At 36.2% G+C, this 20,174-nt stretch carries 14 protein-coding genes; 4 read left to right on the top strand and 10 right to left on the bottom strand.

Annotated elements, in window-relative coordinates; genetic code table 11:
• Positions 1–149: 149 nt before the first annotated feature.
• From AC13EX_RS22035 to AC13EX_RS22020, 4 genes are all read right to left on the bottom strand, one after another.
• Positions 150–1,664, bottom strand: coding sequence for a RagB/SusD family nutrient uptake outer membrane protein (locus AC13EX_RS22035; RefSeq protein ID WP_482894365.1), 1,515 nt, complete (start codon positions 1,662–1,664; stop codon positions 150–152).
• Between the two features lie 24 nt (positions 1,665–1,688).
• On the bottom strand, positions 1,689–5,000 hold the full coding sequence (locus AC13EX_RS22030; RefSeq protein ID WP_482894363.1) for a SusC/RagA family TonB-linked outer membrane protein: 3,312 nt from the start codon (positions 4,998–5,000) through the stop codon (positions 1,689–1,691).
• A gap of 118 nt (positions 5,001–5,118) precedes the next feature.
• Complete coding sequence (locus tag AC13EX_RS22025; RefSeq protein WP_482894362.1) at positions 5,119–6,177, bottom strand: FecR family protein; 1,059 nt, start codon at positions 6,175–6,177, stop codon at positions 5,119–5,121.
• A 147-nt stretch (positions 6,178–6,324) separates the two neighbouring features.
• Positions 6,325–6,936 carry an RNA polymerase sigma factor gene (locus AC13EX_RS22020; protein ID WP_482894361.1) on the bottom strand — a complete coding sequence of 204 codons (612 nt, stop codon included), beginning with the start codon at positions 6,934–6,936 and terminating at the stop codon, positions 6,325–6,327.
• Between the two features lie 181 nt (positions 6,937–7,117).
• On the opposite strand from AC13EX_RS22020, the gene AC13EX_RS22015 reads away from it, so the two are divergent.
• Positions 7,118–7,870 carry an acyl-CoA desaturase gene (locus tag AC13EX_RS22015; RefSeq protein ID WP_482894360.1) on the top strand — a complete coding sequence of 251 codons (753 nt, stop codon included), beginning with the start codon at positions 7,118–7,120 and terminating at the stop codon, positions 7,868–7,870.
• A 359-nt stretch (positions 7,871–8,229) separates the two neighbouring features.
• Complete coding sequence (locus AC13EX_RS22010; protein WP_048644249.1) at positions 8,230–8,598, top strand: BlaI/MecI/CopY family transcriptional regulator; 369 nt, start codon at positions 8,230–8,232, stop codon at positions 8,596–8,598.
• Between the two features lie 110 nt (positions 8,599–8,708).
• On the opposite strand, the gene AC13EX_RS22005 is transcribed toward AC13EX_RS22010, so the two are convergent.
• The 6 genes from AC13EX_RS22005 to AC13EX_RS21980 all read right to left on the bottom strand — a co-directional run bounded on the left by AC13EX_RS22005 (position 8,709) and on the right by AC13EX_RS21980 (position 16,556).
• On the bottom strand, positions 8,709–10,112 hold the full coding sequence (locus AC13EX_RS22005) for a UDP-glucose 6-dehydrogenase (protein ID WP_048644250.1): 1,404 nt from the start codon (positions 10,110–10,112) through the stop codon (positions 8,709–8,711).
• 795 nt (positions 10,113–10,907) lie between these two features.
• Positions 10,908–11,663 (bottom strand): 3'(2'),5'-bisphosphate nucleotidase CysQ, encoded by a 756-nt coding sequence (cysQ, locus tag AC13EX_RS22000; protein ID WP_157470594.1) that lies wholly within the window; start codon positions 11,661–11,663, stop codon positions 10,908–10,910.
• A gap of 187 nt (positions 11,664–11,850) precedes the next feature.
• A complete protein-coding gene (locus tag AC13EX_RS21995) occupies positions 11,851–13,110 on the bottom strand; it encodes a sulfate adenylyltransferase subunit 1 (RefSeq protein WP_482894359.1) in 1,260 nt (419 codons plus the stop codon).
• 150 nt (positions 13,111–13,260) lie between these two features.
• The gene (gene cysD, locus AC13EX_RS21990) at positions 13,261–14,166 is read right to left on the bottom strand and encodes a sulfate adenylyltransferase subunit CysD (RefSeq protein WP_482894357.1); all 906 of its coding nucleotides are present in this window, start codon (positions 14,164–14,166) and stop codon (positions 13,261–13,263) included.
• 1 nt (position 14,167) lies between these two features.
• The gene (gene cysC / locus AC13EX_RS21985) at positions 14,168–14,761 is read right to left on the bottom strand and encodes an adenylyl-sulfate kinase (protein ID WP_482894356.1); all 594 of its coding nucleotides are present in this window, start codon (positions 14,759–14,761) and stop codon (positions 14,168–14,170) included.
• A 37-nt stretch (positions 14,762–14,798) separates the two neighbouring features.
• Positions 14,799–16,556, bottom strand: coding sequence for an SLC13 family permease (locus tag AC13EX_RS21980; RefSeq protein WP_048644254.1), 1,758 nt, complete (start codon positions 16,554–16,556; stop codon positions 14,799–14,801).
• A gap of 602 nt (positions 16,557–17,158) precedes the next feature.
• On the opposite strand from AC13EX_RS21980, the gene AC13EX_RS21975 reads away from it, so the two are divergent.
• Both AC13EX_RS21975 and AC13EX_RS21970 read left to right on the top strand, forming a co-directional pair.
• Positions 17,159–18,106, top strand: coding sequence for a metallophosphoesterase (locus AC13EX_RS21975; RefSeq protein ID WP_482894355.1), 948 nt, complete (start codon positions 17,159–17,161; stop codon positions 18,104–18,106).
• 151 nt (positions 18,107–18,257) lie between these two features.
• A complete protein-coding gene (locus AC13EX_RS21970) occupies positions 18,258–20,162 on the top strand; it encodes a family 20 glycosylhydrolase (protein WP_482894354.1) in 1,905 nt (634 codons plus the stop codon).
• Positions 20,163–20,174: the final 12 nt, after the last annotated feature.

The following is a 20,174-nucleotide window of genomic DNA, read 5'->3' as shown; positions in this document are numbered from 1 at the left end:
TACCACCTTTTAATATTTAGTTCGAAAATGCAATAATCAAACAAAAAAAGCACTTAAATCATTTTATATCCAAGCACCTACTCGCTTTTTTAAAAGGTTCCTATTAGAATCGGGAAATCCTATTGCATAATTCTTTTTTAAAATCACAATTAATAACCTGGGTTTTGTGGTGCCAAATTTGGATTTACATCCAATTCAATACTTGGTAGAGGCATCAAATAATCTCTAGAAGCATCAAAATTAGAATGCGGTTCTAAGCTATTAGCACCTTTAAAAACGGTCTCACCTAATTTCCTTCTTTTAATGTCATACCATCTTTTGTATTCAAAAGACAGTTCAATCCTTCTTTCCTCTAAAACAAGGTTTACAAAGGAATCTTTATCCATACCAGACTGAACGTCTACAGGAAAATTATTCATTTGTCCAGCTGCATTTCTTGCTCTTTCTCTAATGGAATTTACTAAAGCAACCGCTTCAGCAGTAGGCCCATTGTTTATTTCAGTTGCAGCCTCAGCGGCAATTAATAATACTTCCGCATAACGCATGGCAGCATAGTTATTGTCTGAATACCTACCATCAGAGTTACTATTTCCAGGGAACCTTCTGTACTTAGCAATATGTGGTCTTTGTGTATTTTGGAACTCCGTATAGGGCACCATTACACCACCAACCAAAGCTTCATCCTCAAAACTCACTTGCTTACGATAATCCCCATCGTCCCAGGTGTTGTACACCGCCATAGATGGAACACATACACTCCAACCCAAATTGTCAGCTCCTCTGATACCTGTCATTGGTGGCATGATATCATCATTCGCTCCTCCGCCACCATTTTGTTGGCCTAGAAAATCAATCGCAAAGATATGCTCCTTTAAGTTGTCTGCCATATCAGCTCTGAAGAGGTTTTGATAATCGGCTTCAAGCTCATAACCAAACCTATCTTTGTTGTCAATCACCCATTTTGCTTCTTCATAAGCTTTAGGGTAATTTTCAAGGGTTAAATTAACAGATGCCAAATAGGATGCTGCTGTACCTTTGGTAGGCCTTGACCTAACATCACTGGGCTGAGTCTCTGGAAGGTATTGTTTTGCAAAGGCTAAATCTTCCAAAATCCCCTTGTAAACATCTTCAGCAGAAGTTTTTGAAATATCCTTAACTGCTTCAGGATCGGTAATAAAATAATCGATATAAGGTATGTCTCCAAACACCCTAACCAGGTGATAATAACTAAAAGCCCTAACGAACCTTGCTTCTGCAATCAATTGATTGCTAACTGTTTCGTCTAATTCTAAAGTTTCAGCACCAGCGATGGCAGCGTTGGCGGCACTAACAACTTGGTACCAATAGGGCCAGAAAACCCTGACCATACCATTGTTATCGTCCATATTGAAATCATTCACTTGTTGCCTTTCTGCAGGAGTTCCCCTATCACCAATATCCACCATATCGCCTCTCAGCATGATAGAGGTAACAAATTGCCTACCGTACAACCTCTCTGAGGCTATCCAGCCATAGGCTCCGAAAATAGCTGTCTCCACATCTTTTTCGGAATTGAATAAACTTTCAGGGGCCAACAAGCCCACAGGCTTTTCTTCTAGGTCAGCACATCCTGCAAACAAACAGGTTGCGGCCAATACCAATGATTTATATATTTTAGTTTTCATGGTTATTTCTATTTTTTTCGATGCTTAAAATCCCACATTAAGACCTACAGTATAGCTCTTTGCATTTGGATAACTTCCATAATCCAAACCAAGGTTTCGGTTGCCATCAGTAGCTCCATCAGATCGATAATTAACCTCTGGATCATACCCTTCGTAGTCTGTAAAAGTCAATATGTTTTGTGCACTTACATAAAGTCTTAATTTGGAAAGCTTCAATTTGTTCACAACCGTTTTAGGAAAGTTATAACCCAAAGAAAGGTTCTTTAATCTGGTGAAAGTACCATCATAAATCCATCTCGATGAAACCCTTCTTGTCCTTCCGTTAAATGCCATAGGGATGTCAGTTTGGGTATTAGTAGGTGTCCACCTGTCTAGGGCAGCAGTAGTTGCATTGTTAATACCTGACATCAAGTTGAGTTCCATCAATGTATAACTCAAGATATCATTACCGAAAGAACCTTGGAAGAAAACATTAAGGTCAAAATTCTTGTACCTAAAGGCATGATTCCAACCCCAGAAGAAATCAGGATGTGGATTTCCTATAATTTCTCTATCATCACTATTGAGAGATCCATCATTGTTTAGATCTCTAAATTTTTCACCACCTGGAACTTGTTCAAAACCTCCACCTGGTAAAAATTCATCCCCTTCTTGGTACACTCCATCATAAACCCAACCATAGAAACTTCCTACAGGATAGCCTTCTTTCAATAACTGTGTATTGCCTAAGCCTACCATATGACCTGGACCTGATCCATACTGGATTTCAGTACCTTCAGGTAAAGAAAGCACCTTGTTTCTATTTCTGGAGAAATTAATATCCATGTCCCACTGAAATGCTCCAACAAGGTTTCTAGACCCTAAGGTCAACTCAACCCCTTTGTTTTCTACTTCTCCAATATTTCTAAGTTGATTGGTATAACCAGAATATTGAGGCAATTGAACAGCAAACAACAAATCAGAAGTCACCATTCGGTAATACTCAGCAGAGAAAGTCACTCTATCATCCCAAAAACCAACATCTGTACCAATATTCAATTGAGCTGTAGTTTCCCAAGTCAAATTATCATTGGCTACAGTGGTAGGTCTTACGGCATTTACAGGAACTCCATCAATGATGGTAAAAACAGGGGAAAACCTTGCTAAAGTCTGGTAAGGAGAAATGGCTTGATTACCGGTAATACCATAACTTCCTCTCCATTTCCAAAAACTTATTAGGTCTGAAGTTTCCAAAAACTTTTCATTTTTCATGTTCCAAGCAATGGCTCCAGATGGAAAGAATGCCCATTTATTGTTTTTAGAAAAGGTTGAAGAACCATCATACCTTGCATTAAATGTAATTAGGTATTTGTCTCCAAAAGAATAATTTAACCGTCCATAATAGGAAGAAATTTGCCAATCAGTTAATGCTGAGTTAGGCGCTTGCCATACCGCAGAAGAACCGAGGTTCCAAAAAGAAAAGGCATCTGTGATAAAGGAAGTACCTCTAGCCCCAAAGCTCTCACTTTCTGAAGACTGGAAAGAATACCCACCCATTGCAGATACAGTATGATCAATGCCAAAGGTTTTGGAATAAGTAAGGTAGTTTTCATTTAAAACCAGCGTGTTTCTGAACGCATTAATAGAAGCATCTCCACCAACATTTCTACCTTCGGTAACTGAAGTAGGAGCAAAAGTACCTGTTCTTGATGTATTTGCGGTTGCTCCAAAGGTTGTTTTAAATTTAAGTCCTTCTATAATATCATATTCAGCAAAGAAATTTCCCTGAAACCTGTCATTTACATTTTCATTAACCAACTGAGTGGCCACTGCATAAGGGTTGTCATGTGGGTCATTAAGTCTTGCTACTGTAAAAGAACCATCTGCATTATAAATAGGTTGATCAGGCTCAAACTTAAAAGCGGAAGCAACTACTCCTGGAGTTAACCCCCCCGAGTTCTCCTGAGTTCTCACTCCATCACTACTGCTTCTTCTAGCGAAAAGGTTTAAGCCAATTTTGAGCTTTTCCGATGCCTGAATATCCAAATTACTGGTAATACTAAACCTGTTGAAATCTGAATTTATAATTACACCTTTTTGATCAAAGTAGGCACCTGAAACATAATAATTCACATTATCAGTGCCACCTGAAATGGAAAGCTGATAATTTTGAATACCTCCAGTTCTGAAGATCTGATCCTGCCAATCTGTATCTCCTCCTGCAGGCTGAATATTAGGTCTAGCATCAGAGATATAATCATTAAACTGAGCCGCATTCAATAAGTCAAGTCTGTTGATTTCATTTTGCATACTGTAGGAAGTATTGAACTCAATCCTTGCAGCACCTGTCTTACCTCTTTTGGTCGTCACCATGATCACACCATTAGCACCTCGAGAGCCGTATATTGCTGTTGCAGAGGCATCTTTCAATACTTCTATGGAAGCAATATCTTCAGGGGGAGGCATGGCCGCTCCAATAAACCCATCCACTACAAATATAGGATCACTACTGGCATTGATAGAAGTTCCACCTCTTACCCTTACTTTCATACTGGCACCAGGTGCTCCATTATTGGATTGAATTTGAACTCCGGCAGCCCTACCTTGTAAAGCCTGAACAGCATCAATAGCTGGATAAGCGGTCAATTCCTCTGATTTGACAGAAGAAACAGCACCTGTAAGGTCGCTTCTTTTCTGTGTACCATAACCTACTACAACTACCTCTTCTAGAGAAGACTCATCCATAGACATGGTAACATTAATAATGGATTGATTTCCTATATTAATTATTTGGGATTCATAACCTATATAAGAAAACACTAACACTGCCCCATCAGGTACAGTAATAGAATAACCACCATCCAAATCTGAAATAGTTCCAGTAGTTGTTCCTTGTACGGAAATAGTAGCACCAGGCAATGGTTGACCTTGATCGTCTTTAACCACCCCTTTAATTGTCTTCTCTACTACAGCAACCAACAAGGCTTCTGATTTTTTTGTAAGTCGAATGTCAATTTGGTCATTGACTTGACGAAAGCCTAAAGTAGTTTGGGCGGCTATTTCTTTTAAAAAGGATTCAATACTGGCATTCCCTTTAGAAAGCACCAAGGAGATATCCTCATTTACATCTGCCCTATCAAAAGAGAAGGTGAAAGTAGTTTCAGATTCTATTTTTTGGAGAAATTCTCCCAAAGTCATTTCATTTTTAGTCACACTCACCTTTACTTCCTCTATGCTTTGGAATTGAGCACTTACATTTAATGCCAAAACCAAGTTGAAGAAAACGAGTTGTAAGGAGAACCCATATAGCAAATAACGCGACAATAGGTAGATTGTCTTTTGTAATTTAAATTTCATAGTTTTATTGGTTTATTGTTTCAATCAATGATCATGGTAGATACCGCTTATTTCACTAAGCCTAACTACCACTTTTTGGGGAATAACCCCTCATTTTTAATTATTTATATGCATATTATTAAAATTTTAAGTGAATGTTTTTTCTGTTTATTTCGTAGTTAAAATTCTCAACGAAGGACATTCTGTCCAACACCAAATCAAGGTTTTGATTTTTATACTTCCCACTTAATTTCCATGTCTTCGATGGCTTACCAGTCACTTGAATATTAACACCATACCAACGCTCAAGACTTTTAATAACCTCATTGAATCCAGCATTTTTAAATGAAAGCAGCCCGTCTTTCCAACCAATTGCTGTTTCGGAGGTAACTTTAGAAATTTTAAATGCTTTTTCCATTGGAATAAATTGCAGTTGCTGTCCAGGATTAAGTATATAGCTGCTATCCGCAGTCTTAGATTGAATCCTAACACTACCACTAAGTAGCGATACCAATATTTTTTCAGGGTCAAAAAAATTCACGTTAAATGATGTACCCAATGCCTCAGTTTCCAAATTGCCTGAAACCACTCTAAAAGGCCTTAAAGAATCTTTCTTAACCTCAAAATAACCCTCACCCAACAATATAACCTTTCTCTCAATGGAGTCAAACTCTTCGGGAAATGTTAATTCGCTACCGGAATTTAACCAAACAGTTGATCCGTCTGGAAGCTTAAAATTTAATTTTTCCCCGGTATGAGTAGTCTTAGCAATTAAAGTTGGCATTGTCTCCTTAATTACTTCTACCGTTTCCTTCGATCCTAAAAACTGATTTAGTAAATAGCCAGAACAGCAGGTTAAAACTAAAATCACCGCTACTTTATACCACTGTTTAATGGTCAACCATGACTTTGTCTCCTTATAGTCAAACGGATATCGTGATATTTCAGATGAAACAGCTTGATCATTTGCTAAGACATTTTGCAAAACCCTTGACTTAACTCCCTGAGAAACATGAAGCGGCTCGTGTTGTAACCCTTGTAGCATCTCTCTGGCTTTCTTAACTTCCTGTATACTCTCAGGATGTACCTTCATCCAATTGTTCCAATACATATCCAACTCCTTATTAGGATGCAATACCCATTGTACAAATTCAGGGTTTGTTAATAACACTAGTGATGTTTCCTTTCTGTTAGTCATTTTCTAATACCTTCAACCACATAAGGCCCATAATGGCAAAATGACATCAATAATTTTTAAAAATTTGTTAAAAAAAAATTCAATACTGTTTATAATGGAGCTTTGATCTTGTCAGAATAAATTTCAAAAAATGTAAAAATCATGAAGCTATTCCATGGAAGCTTTTAAGACTGAAAGCGCCTTATATACCAAATTCCGAGCAGATTTAACATGAGATAATTCCAACAATTCACTGATTTGAGTATAGTTCAGGTTTTGAAAATAAAAGTAATAAATGGCTTCCCTTTTTTTACCTGAAAGAAGACGTAAAGCTTTATTTAACTTTTCGGATTTTTCTTGTTCAATTTGTTGATCAATCAAAAAGTCCTCGTGAGAAAAGGTAATTTGAAAACCTTCAGAGTATTCCAAGCAAAAAGATATTTTTGATTTTTTCATCTCCTTAAAAACCTTCCTTCTCATGCATTTCATTAAATAAAACTTAATGCAATCAGTAGGTCCTAGGGACTTTCTCTTTTGTCTTAGGTATATGAAAATATCTTGCACACAATCTTCAATAAACTCCTGGTTTCCTGTAAGTTGAAACCCATAGTTAAAAAGCATGTTAAAATTTTCATTGTAAATCTTGATAAATGCCGCTTCGCTACCTTCTTTAAATTGCTGCCATAAGGTAGCATCACTAACCCTATAACTTCCATTTGAGCTTTTGTCCAAAGAAATCTTTTTGGTAGTAAGTATGTTATTTGGGTTGGGTTTATTCATTATGCCGTAAAAGTATAATTTTCTTTTTATTAATTAAAAAGAATGCTCAAGTGGCCTAAAAATTCATTAAACGAAGTCGAGAAACATGAATATTATCACCTTTCATAAAAAATAATGCCAAGATTGCTTAATTAATGAAAATAGGATTTAATTTTACAGAGTATATCAAATTATATCTCAAGTGATTCTAATTATTTTCTTTCTATTGCATTGGTATTTCTCCCTGTTTTGCCAAAGTTTTTTCCTACATCGGTATGCTGCTCATCAAATGTTTGTGATGAATAAATATTGGGAAAAATTCTTTTATATTTTCACCTGGCTTTGTCAAGGCAGTTCTTACCTTTCCCCACGTGCCTATGCTATTTTACACAGAATGCACCATGCATACAGTGACACCCCTTTAGATCCTCATAGCCCACATCACACAGAAAATTTATTTACCATGATGTGGAAAACGAAAAAAATTTACAATGAACATTTCACCTTTAAGGTAAAGCCAGAAGAGAGATTTGCTAAAGACATTCCAGATTGGAATCGATTTGATCGCTTTGCGGATACTATGGGTATTCGAATTGGATGGGTTGTTGTATATGTTTTAATCTATGTACTTAGTATTAGCGTCTTCGAACTTCCGGGAACTTATTGGTGGATGTATTTTATGCTACCTATTCATTTTATGATGGGCCCCGTTCATGGAGCTATAGTAAACTGGAGTGGGCATAAATATGGTTATGCCAATTTTGACAATAACGATAAGTCTAAAAACTCATTGATACTGGATTTCCTTATGCTTGGTGAGCTTTTCCAAAACAATCATCATAGACTTCCTAAAAGAGTTAATTTCGCCGTAAAATGGTATGAGTTTGACCCAACTTATCCAATTGTAAAATTACTTCATGCCACAGGAATAATTAAACTTAAGTCGGTCAGCTAATCTTTAAAAAAATGCAGGTAACTGCTTGCAAACAAAAAAGGAATTGACCTCGAACGTACAACTTTACTTTCTTAATCAACACATAAAAAATGGCTCCAATTATTTAAGCCATTATAGGTATACGGAGGAGAATAAAACTGAGCAGAAAAAATGTGATCTTGAAATAAGATAAATAGCTTGTACCATATAATGCTAATTCCTATTGGCATTGAAAAAGGTCTCCAAATTATTAAAAAAGCTGAATTCTAAGGACTTTTATGAAAAAAGTCATGAAAAACGCCATGTTTTTTTTAAAAAGTATTGCAAATAAAAAACTAAATGGTTAAGTTCATAAAAAATCACCTACTTTAATAATCAATATGAGAGAACTAACAAGAGCAGAAGAGCAGATAATGCAGATTCTATGGGACATCGAGAAAGGATTTGTCAAAGATGTCCTAGAAAAAATGACCGCTCCAAAACCAGCGTACAATACTGTATCGACCATCATACGTATATTGGAAAGAAAAGGTTTTGTAAAGCACAAAGCGTATGGAAAATCTCATGAATATTACCCAATAGTTTCTAAAGACGAATACAGAAGCTTTACCATTAAAAATTTATTGACTGGGTATTTTAGTGGTTCTTTTGCCAACCTTGCCTCCTTTTTTGCCAAAGATGAACAATTAGACATTAAAGCTTTGGAAAAAATTATGGCTGAAGTAAAGGATGACGTAAAAGACAAATAATTCTTAACCGCATACTCTACATAATGAATCAAAAAAAGGTGAACGATTTCTCGTTCACCTTTTTTTGATTCAGAACCGAACTATTCGGTAATATTTATATTTCTTTTGAATTAATTGTCATCTGCGGTTCCAATTGAATGAACCTGAAAACCAATTTCTTTCAATGCCTTCTTATCCATAATGTTTCTACCGTCAAAAACATGCGCAGGTTTTAACATATTATCATAGATTCGCTTCCAATCATAAGTTTTAAACTCGTCCCATTCAGTTAAAACTGCAATTGCATGAGCTCCTTCACATACCTTATAAGGATCACTACCCACACTTAAGGAAGCTTTGTTTTCTTCTGAACTGCGACTACCCAAATAATCCAAGTCAGAATATATTTGTTGTTCAGTCACTTTTGGATCATAAACAGACACCTTAGATTGCTCATTTAACAAGTGATCGGCTACATAAATAGCAGCAGATTCTCTGGTATCATTCGTGTCTTTTTTAAAGGCCCAGCCCAAAAAAGCGATTTTTTTACCACTTACGGTATTGTACAAATTCCTTATTACCTTTTTAGCAAAACGCTTTTTCTGGTGATCATTCATAATTATCACTTGCTCCCAATAATCCGCAACTTCGTCAAGACCATAAGAACGTGAGATATATACCAGATTCAAAATGTCTTTTTGGAAACAAGAACCTCCAAAACCAACTGATGCTTTAAGGAATTTAGGACCTATTCTTGAGTCTGTACCAATAGCTCTAGACACTTCATTCACGTCAGCTTCTGTATGTTCACAAAGCTCAGAGAGAGAATTGATAGAAGACACTCGCTGTGCAAGAAAAGCATTGGCGGTCAATTTCGATAACTCTGAAGACCATACATTGGTAGTAAGAATTCTTTCTTTCGGTACCCATCTGGCATAAACTTCAACCAATGCATTGATTGCTTTTAATCCCTCTTCTGATTGGTCACCACCGATTAATACCCTGTCTGGTGCCATCAAATCATCTACAGCAGTTCCTTCTGCTAAAAACTCTGGGTTTGAAAGAATTTGAAAATTCATTCCATTTCCAGTATGTTTCAATATATCTTTTAAAGTACTGGCTGTTCTGACCGGTAGAGTGGATTTCTCAACAACGATCTTCTCTCCCTTAGCTACTCGGGCGATTTGCCTGGCACACAGTTCAATCCATTTCAAATCTGCAGCTTGACCTTTTCCTTCACCGTAGGTTTTGGTAGGTGTATTTACAGAAATAAAAATCATTTGAGCTTCATCAATTGCCTTGTCCACATCTGTGGAGAAAAATAGATTTCTTCCTCTAGCCTCTGCCACCACTTCAGGCAACCCTGGCTCATAAACCGGAATTTTTTCAACATCCTCATCATTCCAGGCTGCAATACGCGCCTCATTGATATCTACTACAGTTACCTTAATATCAGGACATTTTTTTGCAATAACGGCCATAGTTGGACCCCCAACGTAACCTGCACCTATACAACAAATACTTTGGATCTTCATTTCTTATAGTTTAAAACATTTATAAAATCAGGGTGGAGCTCACCTTACCCTATATTTCATTTATTAATAAAAATTATACAAAAATACTAAAATTTTAAATTCTAAATACTTTATCTACGAATTCGTTTCATTTATTTATACCAAGCTTCAAAAGCTAAAACCATTTCTTTCAAAATAAAAGGGCTCTTGGATATCTGATAAAAACCTTCATTCATGCAAACAAAATCATTATTAATTTTTAACCAAAAAGCAGTGTTTATGACAACAAATTTAAGCCTTCCAATTCAAAATTAAAATACGTAAAATTATCGTCAAAATTTCTAATTCCCTCAAAAGAAAGCTTACAAAAGTAAATAATCTCACTGGTTAATTAAGACTATATTCCAAATCATACCAACATATTCAAATACAAAATAAACTAGTAATCCATTACTTATTAAGAGGACAAGGAATTATATCCAAAACATCCCCTCAAAGCAATGCTTATTTCATCACACTCCTCCTTTAGCTGTAATATTGAAAAAGACCAATTTAATTTGGTGAATTTTAAGTAAATATATTATTAATTCTAATATTATTTCCAACAAAAATTAAAAATTTAACAAAAAACCAACTTCCTTTTTTAAGAATTACTCTAATTATAGAAGAACGTATTTGTAAGTATTGTTTAAAATTAAGCGTCAGATTAAACTAAATTCGAAATGAAACACCTCTTAAAACAGTTAAAAGCTAATATTTTTAATAGTTCAGAGCTAAATAACAAAACCGGGTTTAGTTCACTTTGTCAAGAGAAAGTTAAGAAGCTATGAACCAAGGGTTCAAAAGATTTTCTTTATTATATTCCAAAGGTTCATCAACATCTACTTTCCTAATCTCATACCCTAAGGCAATTAACACCCCATGGGCGGCAGCAGTATCCCACTCCATAGTAGGTGCAAAACGAGGATAAAGTTGTGCCTTATTTTCGGCTATAAGCATGAATTTAAGTGAAGACCCCATACTGATAACTTCAGCATTGGGATATTTATCTATAACCTCCTGCGTTTCGGTACTCAGATGTGATCTAGAAGCCACAATAGAACTAACCGAGACATTTCCCTTTTGTTGTAATTCTTCAGTTTTTATTCCATCATTGGATTTCCATGCCCCTTGGCTATTCCCCCAATACATCCAATTTAATACTGGGGCATAAACAACCCCTAAGATGGGACGTCCCTCATGAATTAGGGCAATATTAACAGTAAACTCTCCATTCCTCTTCACAAATTCCTTGGTACCGTCCAAAGGGTCTACCATCCAAAAATATTCCCAATCTTTTCTTTCTTGATAGGCAATATTTCTACCCTCTTCAGAAAGAATAGGTAGATCAGTACTGACGAGCAACTCGCATATTTTTTTATGAGCTGCCAAATCAGCTTTAGTAAGTGGAGAGTCGTCATCTTTATAAGCAAGGCCAAAATCAGCACTTTCATAGATTTTCAGAATCTCTAGTCCAGCAGCTTTTGCTGCCACTAAGGCTATTTCCGTAAGGTGTTTTTCATCAATTTCCATGAAATTCTTTTAAAAGTAGAACTAAATACCTTACCAGAAATCAATTGGTCAAGGTTTGTGAAAAAATAAACTTATCAAGCTGAATCGCTTAGAAACAACCTGACAAGTTCTCCATTCTGTTTATATTTTAAGAAAAAATAAAGATTACCATTTAAGTAAATAGGCTTCACTTCCCTAAAACGCGTTTTTATATTACCATTCCAGCCGCAACAGTCTCATTGGTATTTGGATCAATCAAAATAATTGAGCCTGTTTGCCTGTTTCTTCTGTATGCATCAAAAAACAAAGGTTTCGCAGAGCGAACACTAATTCTTGCAATATCATTCATGCCAATTTGATCGACTCCTTCTTCTCTATGTAAGGTATTAACATTCACTCTATACAGAATATCTTTCACCATCACCTGGCATTCCTGAGTAGTATGTTTTAGCAATAGTTTTGTTCTTCCTGCTAAAGGCTTCGTACTCATCCAGCAAACCATTACATCAAGGTCCTGACTTACATTAGGCACATTATTCGGCCTTACCAGCATATCGCCTCTACTAATATCCAATTCATCCTCCAAAGTCATGGTAACGGACATTGGAGAGAAGGCTTCCTCTATAGGCTTACCATCCAACTCTATACTTTTAATTTTGGAGGTAAATCCTGTAGGTAAAACCTTTACTTCATCTCCTGGCTTAAATATACCACCTTCTACTCTACCTGCATAGCCTCTAAAATCCTGGTGTTCATGTGTATGAGGCCTAATTACCATTTGTACAGGAAAACGGCAATCGATATGATTGAAATCCGAGGCTATATGTACATTTTCCAAAAGGTAAAGTAAAGTAGGCCCCTCATACCATTTCATATTGGTAGACCTGTCAACCACATTATCACCATTAAGTGCGGAAATAGGCACAAAATGAACATCTTTAATCTCCATTTTACTGGCAAAGTCCTTGTAACTTTTTACTATCTTCTGGTAAACCTCCTCATCATAATCCACCAAATCCATTTTGTTTACACAAACGATTACATGTGGGATTTTCAATAAGGAAGCGATAAAGCTATGTCTGAAAGTTTGCTCCAATAAACCTTTTCTCGCATCAATTAAAATAATGGCAAGATTTGCAGTAGAAGCGCCAGTTACCATATTCCTTGTGTATTGAATATGACCTGGAGTATCTGCAATTATAAATTTTCGCTTAGGGGTAGCAAAATACCTATAAGCTACATCAATAGTAATCCCTTGTTCTCTTTCAGACTTCAATCCATCTGTGAGCAAAGAGAGGTCTACATAATCAAATCCTTTTTTCTCGCTGGAAGTTTTCACTGCCTCAATCTGATCTTCAAAAATAGATTTTGAATCATAAAGCAATCTACCTATTAAGGTACTCTTTCCATCATCAACAGATCCTGCAGTGGTAAATCTCAACAATTGATTGGTTTCCTGTATGCTCATATTGTATGTATACTATTTCACTAGAATTTTTTTTATTAATCTCATTTCTGCCGAATATTCTGATATAAACGCTTATTCACCCTAAAAGCGCGTGAATTAAATATCAAAAGCATATCCTTACATCGGCTGGGATATAATGGTTATTTAATCCTAAAAATAACCACTCTTCTTCCTGTCCTCCATGGCCGTCTCCCCTCTTTTATCATCTGCTCTTGTACCTCTTTCGGTAGTTCTTGTAGTCGCTACTTCAGCAATGATTTTATCTAGGTCATCAGCATCAGATTCTACCGCCCCAGTAATGGGCATATCTCCACAGGTTCTGTACCTTACCGTTAAATTCTTTATTTCTTCATTAGGTTTTAACTGGATAAAGTCCGATTTGGCTAATATCACACCGTCTCTTACCACACAATCTCTTTGATGAGAGAAATACAAAGATGGTAATGCTATGTTTTGGTATTGGATGTATTGCCATACATCCATTTCAGTCCAATTTGATATTGGGAACACCCTAAAATGCTCTCCCATATGTTTTTTACCATTGAACAAGTTCCATAATTCTGGTCTTTGATTTTTTGGATCCCATTGTCCAAACTCATCTCTATGAGAGAAAAATCTTTCTTTTGCACGTGCCTTTTCCTCATCTCTTCTAGCACCACCCATGGCAGCATCTATTTTATTTTCCTCCAGAGTATCTAGCAAAGTGACTGTCTGTAAAGCATTCCTGCTGGCATTTGCCCCAGTTTCTTCTCTTACTTTACCATCATCTATACTTTTCTGAACCGATCCAACAATAAGTTGCACCCCAAGGTCTTTCACCAACTCATCCCTAAAGGCGATGGTTTCAGGAAAGTTATGTCCTGTATCAATATGGATAAGAGGAAAAGGAATTCTGGATGGATAAAAGGCTTTTTTAGACAAATGAGCCAAAACGATGCTATCCTTACCCCCTGAAAACAACAAGGCTGGTTTTTCAAATTGAGAAACAACTTCTCTAATAACAAAAATTGCCTCTGCCTCTAACTCTTCCAGATGGGATAAATAGTATTGTGCCATATCAAATTTTTATTTTTTTATTTATTTTTTGTACTAATCTTGCTACTGCATCTTCCATTTTTTCCTCTGCAGTATTCACTACGGCAAATGGAGACAATGGTGGTTCATAAGGTGATCCAATTCCTGTAAGGTCCTTAATCAGTCCTTGTCGGGCTTTCTTATACAAACCTTTGACATCCCGTTCTTCACATATGCTTAGGGGGCAATTCAAGTAAATTTCCAAGAAATTCTCCTCTCCAACCAATTCCTTTATCATGTCCCTATCTGAGACAAAAGGTGATATAAATGCCGAAATCACTATCAACCCTGCATCCAACATTAAATTTGCTACTTCCCCTATCCTTCGGATATTTTCTACCCTGTCCTTGTCACTAAATGTAAGGTCTTTATTCAATCCCGTCCTTACATTATCCCCATCCAAAAGGTAGGTATGGTAGCCCATTCTATAAAGCGCATCTTCCGTTGCATTGGCTAAAGTAGATTTTCCAGAACCCGATAATCCCGTAAACCAAATTAATCTTGGTTGCTGACCTAGGGCCTTTACTCGGTGTTCTACTTTCACCTTAAATACAGATGGATGAATGTTTTCACGCATATGGAAAATGAAATTAACGCTACTCTATTTATATAAATTAAAGGTAATACCAATTAATAAAACACAATACCACTACAGTATAGATCAAAGTAAGTGGAAAGCCAATAATAAAATAATCTCTAAACTTATAATTCCCAGGACCCATTACCATCAAATTGGTTTGGTATCCTATTGGAGTCATAAAATCACCTGATGCGGCAAACGCTATTGCCACGAAGAAGGGTGTCAAAGGCTGTTCCAATTGGTTGCCCAGTTCCAATGCGATTGGAAACATAATAGACACAGCAGCTGCATTGGTAATCAAACTTGTTAAAATCAAAGTCATGACAAACAATAGCACCAAGGCTAGCATCACTCCCGACCCTTCTGTTAATTGAATCAATAGGTTCACCAACACACCGGCAGCACCTGAATTATTTAATGCCAACCCCAGAGAAAGCGAACAAACTAGAATCAACAAAAGATCCAAATCAACAGCCTTCTTTAAAGTTTGCAAATTTAACACTTTAAATAGATACAGGGTAAGAATTCCTGCAAAAGCTGCTATAAAAAGATCTATCCATCCGATAATCCCAGTAAACAACACCGCTAAAGCCAAAAAAGAGGGAAGTCTTTTTAAATTTCCTCTATCAACACTTATTTCACCCCTTAGGGTAACTATGATTAAATCCTTATAATAGTCATTCCTATTGTGATCTTTTCCTGTCAACATTAGGAAAAGATCCCCAGCATGCACTTTGGTTTCACCAATATTCCCCTTTAGTTGAGTACCATTTCTATGAATAGATATAATTGACCCCTGGTATTTGTTTCTAAAATCACTGTCTTTAACCTTTAGACCTATCAATGATGAAGAGGTAGGCACCACTGCTTCTGTCAGTTGAAAGAAACCATAATTTGACACATGCCCATCTTCCGGTAAACTTAAGCCATTCTCCTCTTGGATAAGTTTTAAAATAGCTTCGGAATTTCCGGCAAAAAAAAGCTTATCTCCTTCCTGTAATATTTCATTTGGCCCCACTGGTGAAATCTCCTTTTTCCCTCTTCTGATTTCAGCAAGGAATATTTCTTTTAACTGTCTTAAACCAGCCTCCTTTACAGTTTTTTCATGCATACTTGAACCTATAGGCAGATAGGTTTCAACCAAATATTCATTCAAATGATCAATTACCTCACTTTTGTTTTCTTCCCTCGAGGGCAATAAATAATTGGAGGCAATACTTAAATAAACCATGCCTATACTGGCTACCAAAATACCCAAATAAAGAAAATCCTCGAAGCCCAATAAGGGATAACCAAACTGACTAATCAGGCCATTTAATACCAAGTTTGTTGAAGTACCTACCACTGTAATCATTCCTCCTAGAATTGTGGAATAGGATAGCGGAATTAGAAATTTCGAAGCGGGGAATTTATTGGTTTTGGTCCATTCTTTTACATAAGGTATCATGAATGCCACCACCGGAGTATTATTCAAAATCGCGGAAAGGCTACTTACCAACAACATTAGCCTCAACCTAAAAGTACCAGGCTTTAATTTTTGACTAAAGATTTTAAAAAAAAATCCTGTCCCTATATTTTGTTGAATTCCGGATGTCAAGCCAATCAGTAGAAATATAACAATGATTTGTTTATTGGCTAAGCCCATCAGAAATTCTTCCGGGCTAATTATTTGCAATACAAGCAATAAAAATACAGCACCCAAAAACGCAAAAGAGGGCCTCAACAGGTCCTTGTACAACACAATGACCAAGATGATTACAATCGATATGGTTATCAGACCAGATGAGAACATAAAAATTTAAATTTGTTGATCATTGCTTCGCCTGATAGGCCATAAATTTTAAAGGGAAATTTCAATTATAAATATCCTCAATAACATTCTTGGTTTTTGAGAAGTAAATAACTGTTGTGTCTACCTTAATTTTTCAAAGGTAATGAATTTGTGATTTCGGTAATTCAAAGGCAAAGGTTCAACTACTATTTTCAAACCCCTAAGCACTTTCGATAATCGAAATATAAAAGTAGTAGCACAAACAGGTAATTCAAAATTTTTAGATGATTATAAATTCTACCCAAGATTATAATTTAGATCGGCCGAAAACCTTTACATTCATCTTTAGCCTTCCAAATTGATAGGGAAACTATGGTTTTACAAAGAGAAAGGTATTATTTGTAATTAAAAAACAATAGAAAATAATTATTTACAGCAATAAAAGAAGGCTGTCAACGCGCTCAAAAATTATTTTTTTTCTTAAATCAGGCTGATTTTTTCTTCTAAAAAGTTTTCCCGCCCCTCCAATAAAGGGTTATTCAACAACTTCACCATTACAATGTCCAGAAATTTTCAAATATTTAATTGTTTAAATTCTACTGGCAAATTATTACCTTTCCCAAATGAAAACATCAGTATTTTTCCTTTTTGTAGTAGTAGCAAGCACCATTTTTTCTTCTTGTACAAGTGAAGAAAATGCTTCGTTCAGTTTTATGGCCATCGGAGATGTCCCATATCACCTCCCTGAAGATTTTGAAAGATTCGATCGCATGATCGCTCAAATCAACAAAGACAAACCAGCATTTACTCTACATGTGGGAGATATTAAATCTGGCCATATTCCTTGCTCAGATGAGTACTACGAAAAAATAAAAGGATACTTCGACTCCTTTGATGAAGCCTTGATCTATACACCAGGTGACAATGAATGGACAGATTGTGATAGGGAGTCTTGTGGCAGCTATGTTCCTGAAGAAAGACTGGATAAATTAAGACAGTTGTTTTTCTCAAATGACTTTAGTCAAGGGGGACGATCTATTGAACTATTAAGACAAAATAAAACTGAAGGCTTTGAAAAGTTCGCTGAAAATTCAACCTGGCAAAAATCTGATGTGACATTTGGAACTTTACATGTTATTGGTTCAAACAATAACTTTGACAGCGGAAAAGGTGCCTTAAACGATGAGTTTTATGAAAGAGAATTAGCAAATAATTTTTGGTTAATCTCTCTTTTTGAAGCAGCAAAGAAAAACAATAGCAATGGCCTAGTATTAGTATTACACGCTGGCTTAAACTATAACAACAAGGACGAAAACAATGGCCACGCAAGTTTCGTCACATTACTTAGGCAGCAAGTGCAGGATTACGATAAACCAGTCCTGCTTCTTTATGGGGATCACCACCGTTTCATGGTAAATCAACCTATGAGAGATAATAACGGCAAGACTTTGACAAATTTCACCGCTGTACAGGTATTTGGAGACAATGACATTCATGCAGTTAAAATCAATGTCTCTCCAGATAATACCAATTTATTTAGTATTGACCCATTCTACATTAAAGGCAACTAAATACAGATTCTATTTTTTAAATAATCGTTCAGGTGAGCTAAACCAACTGTAGAATTAAAATATTTTCACATATATCATCATGTTAATCAATTTTTTTATTTAACTTTCCTTTCTTTAACATAAAAACAAGGTATTAAATAATTGTATTATCATGTATAGATTCCTAATTCTAACCAGCTCTTTTTTGGTTTTATTTGCCTTAAATATCCAAGCGCAAAACCTAACTATAGTCCCCTTGCCCGAATCCATTCAAATGGGTGATGGTCAATTGGTCTTAAGACAGGGAACCATTATAGCAGCATATAGTGATGACACCAGAAAATCTGCAACCATTTTCAACGAGCTATTAGAAACTAAAGCAGGATTTCGTTTACCAATAAAAATGGCAACACCACAAAGCGAGGTGGCCATCGTCCTTGAGGAAGTTAAAAATCCGGAAAATGATGAAGGTTATTCTTTACAAATTGACAACAAATATGTCATAATAAAAGGCTCCTCTAAAGGCATATTCTATGGTCTACAATCTCTTTTTCAATTAATTGAAATAAATAATGGCCAAGTGACAGTACCCCAATTGAAGATAGCCGATGCCCCAGCTTTCGGATATAGAGGAATAATGTTAGATGTTTCGAGGCATTTTTTTAGCACAGACCAAGTTAAAAAAATAATCGATTTGATGGGTCAGCTAAAATTAAACACCTTGCATTGGCACCTAACAGACGATCAAGGCTGGCGTTTAGAGATCAAAAAACACCCAAAACTTACTCAGGTAAGTGCTTGGAGAGATTCTACAATAATTGGTCAATACTATGATTTCAAACCATTTGTTTATGATGGTCAACCACATGGAGGATATTACACCCAAGAGGAAGCAAAAGAAATCGTAGCCTATGCTGCTGATAGAAAAATTACAGTCATTCCTGAAATAGAACTTCCTGGTCACAGTTCTGCAGTACTGGCTGCTTATCCGGAACTTGGAAGTTTTGATACTTTTGAAGGAATGGGTACAGGTACTATAGCTGCAGTAAATGAAAATGGAAAGGAATACGACAACGATATAAACCAAGAAGTCCCTGGATTTTGGGGTGTTCATTATAATATCTATGGTCCGACTCCTAAAGCCTTTGCCTTTTTGGAAGATGTCCTTACTGAGGTGATGGAAATTTTCCCTAGTGAGTACATCCACATTGGTGGAGACGAAGTACCTAAAGACCATTGGAAGACCTCTGAGATTGCTCAAAAGGTAATCAAAAAAGAAAAATTAGCGGATGAACATGAACTTCAAAGCCATTTTATTCATCAAATTGAATTGTTTCTCAATAAAAACAATAGAAAACTGATTGGCTGGGATGAGATATTAGAAGGAGGACTTGCCCCAAATGCTACCGTTATGAGCTGGAGAGGAGAAAAAGGTGGCATTCAAGCAGCCAAAATGGGACATGATGTTATCATGACCCCCAATAGCCACATGTACTTTGACCACTCACAGGCAGCTGATAAAACCACAGAACCTTTGGCAATAGGCGGGTTTCTACCTTTAGAGAAAGTTTATAGCTATTCCCCAATTCCAAACGAATTAACCAAAGAAGAAGCTAAGCATGTCTTGGGTGTACAAGCCAATTTATGGACTGAATACATCCCTAGTGTTAACAAAATGGAATATTTTTTATTCCCAAGAGCCTTTGCTTTGGCTGAAGTTGCTTGGACTAAAGCGGGTAATAAAAATTTCGATTCCTTTAGCCTTGAGAGATTACCCAAAAGACTTCTTAACCTAGAAGAAAAAAACGTATTTTTCAGGATTCCAGAAGCAATAATAAATGTTAGCACAGACCCAACAAGCGGTAGACATATAGTAGAAATCCACCCAATGGTAGAAAATGCTACAGTCTATTACACTTTTGACGGGCATAAAGCCGACCAAACAGCTTTGCTTTACACATCATCTCCTATTTTAGCGCCAATTGCTGGAGAAGACCAAAAACCGCTCACTCTTCGCTATGTTACCATCACTCCAGGAGGCAGGAGTAGTAATGAATTTAGCTTTCCTTTGGAATAATTATACCATGCA

Source organism: Cyclobacterium sp. L-R (assembly GCF_056859355.1).
This window is presented reverse-complemented; position numbering and strand designations above follow the sequence as displayed.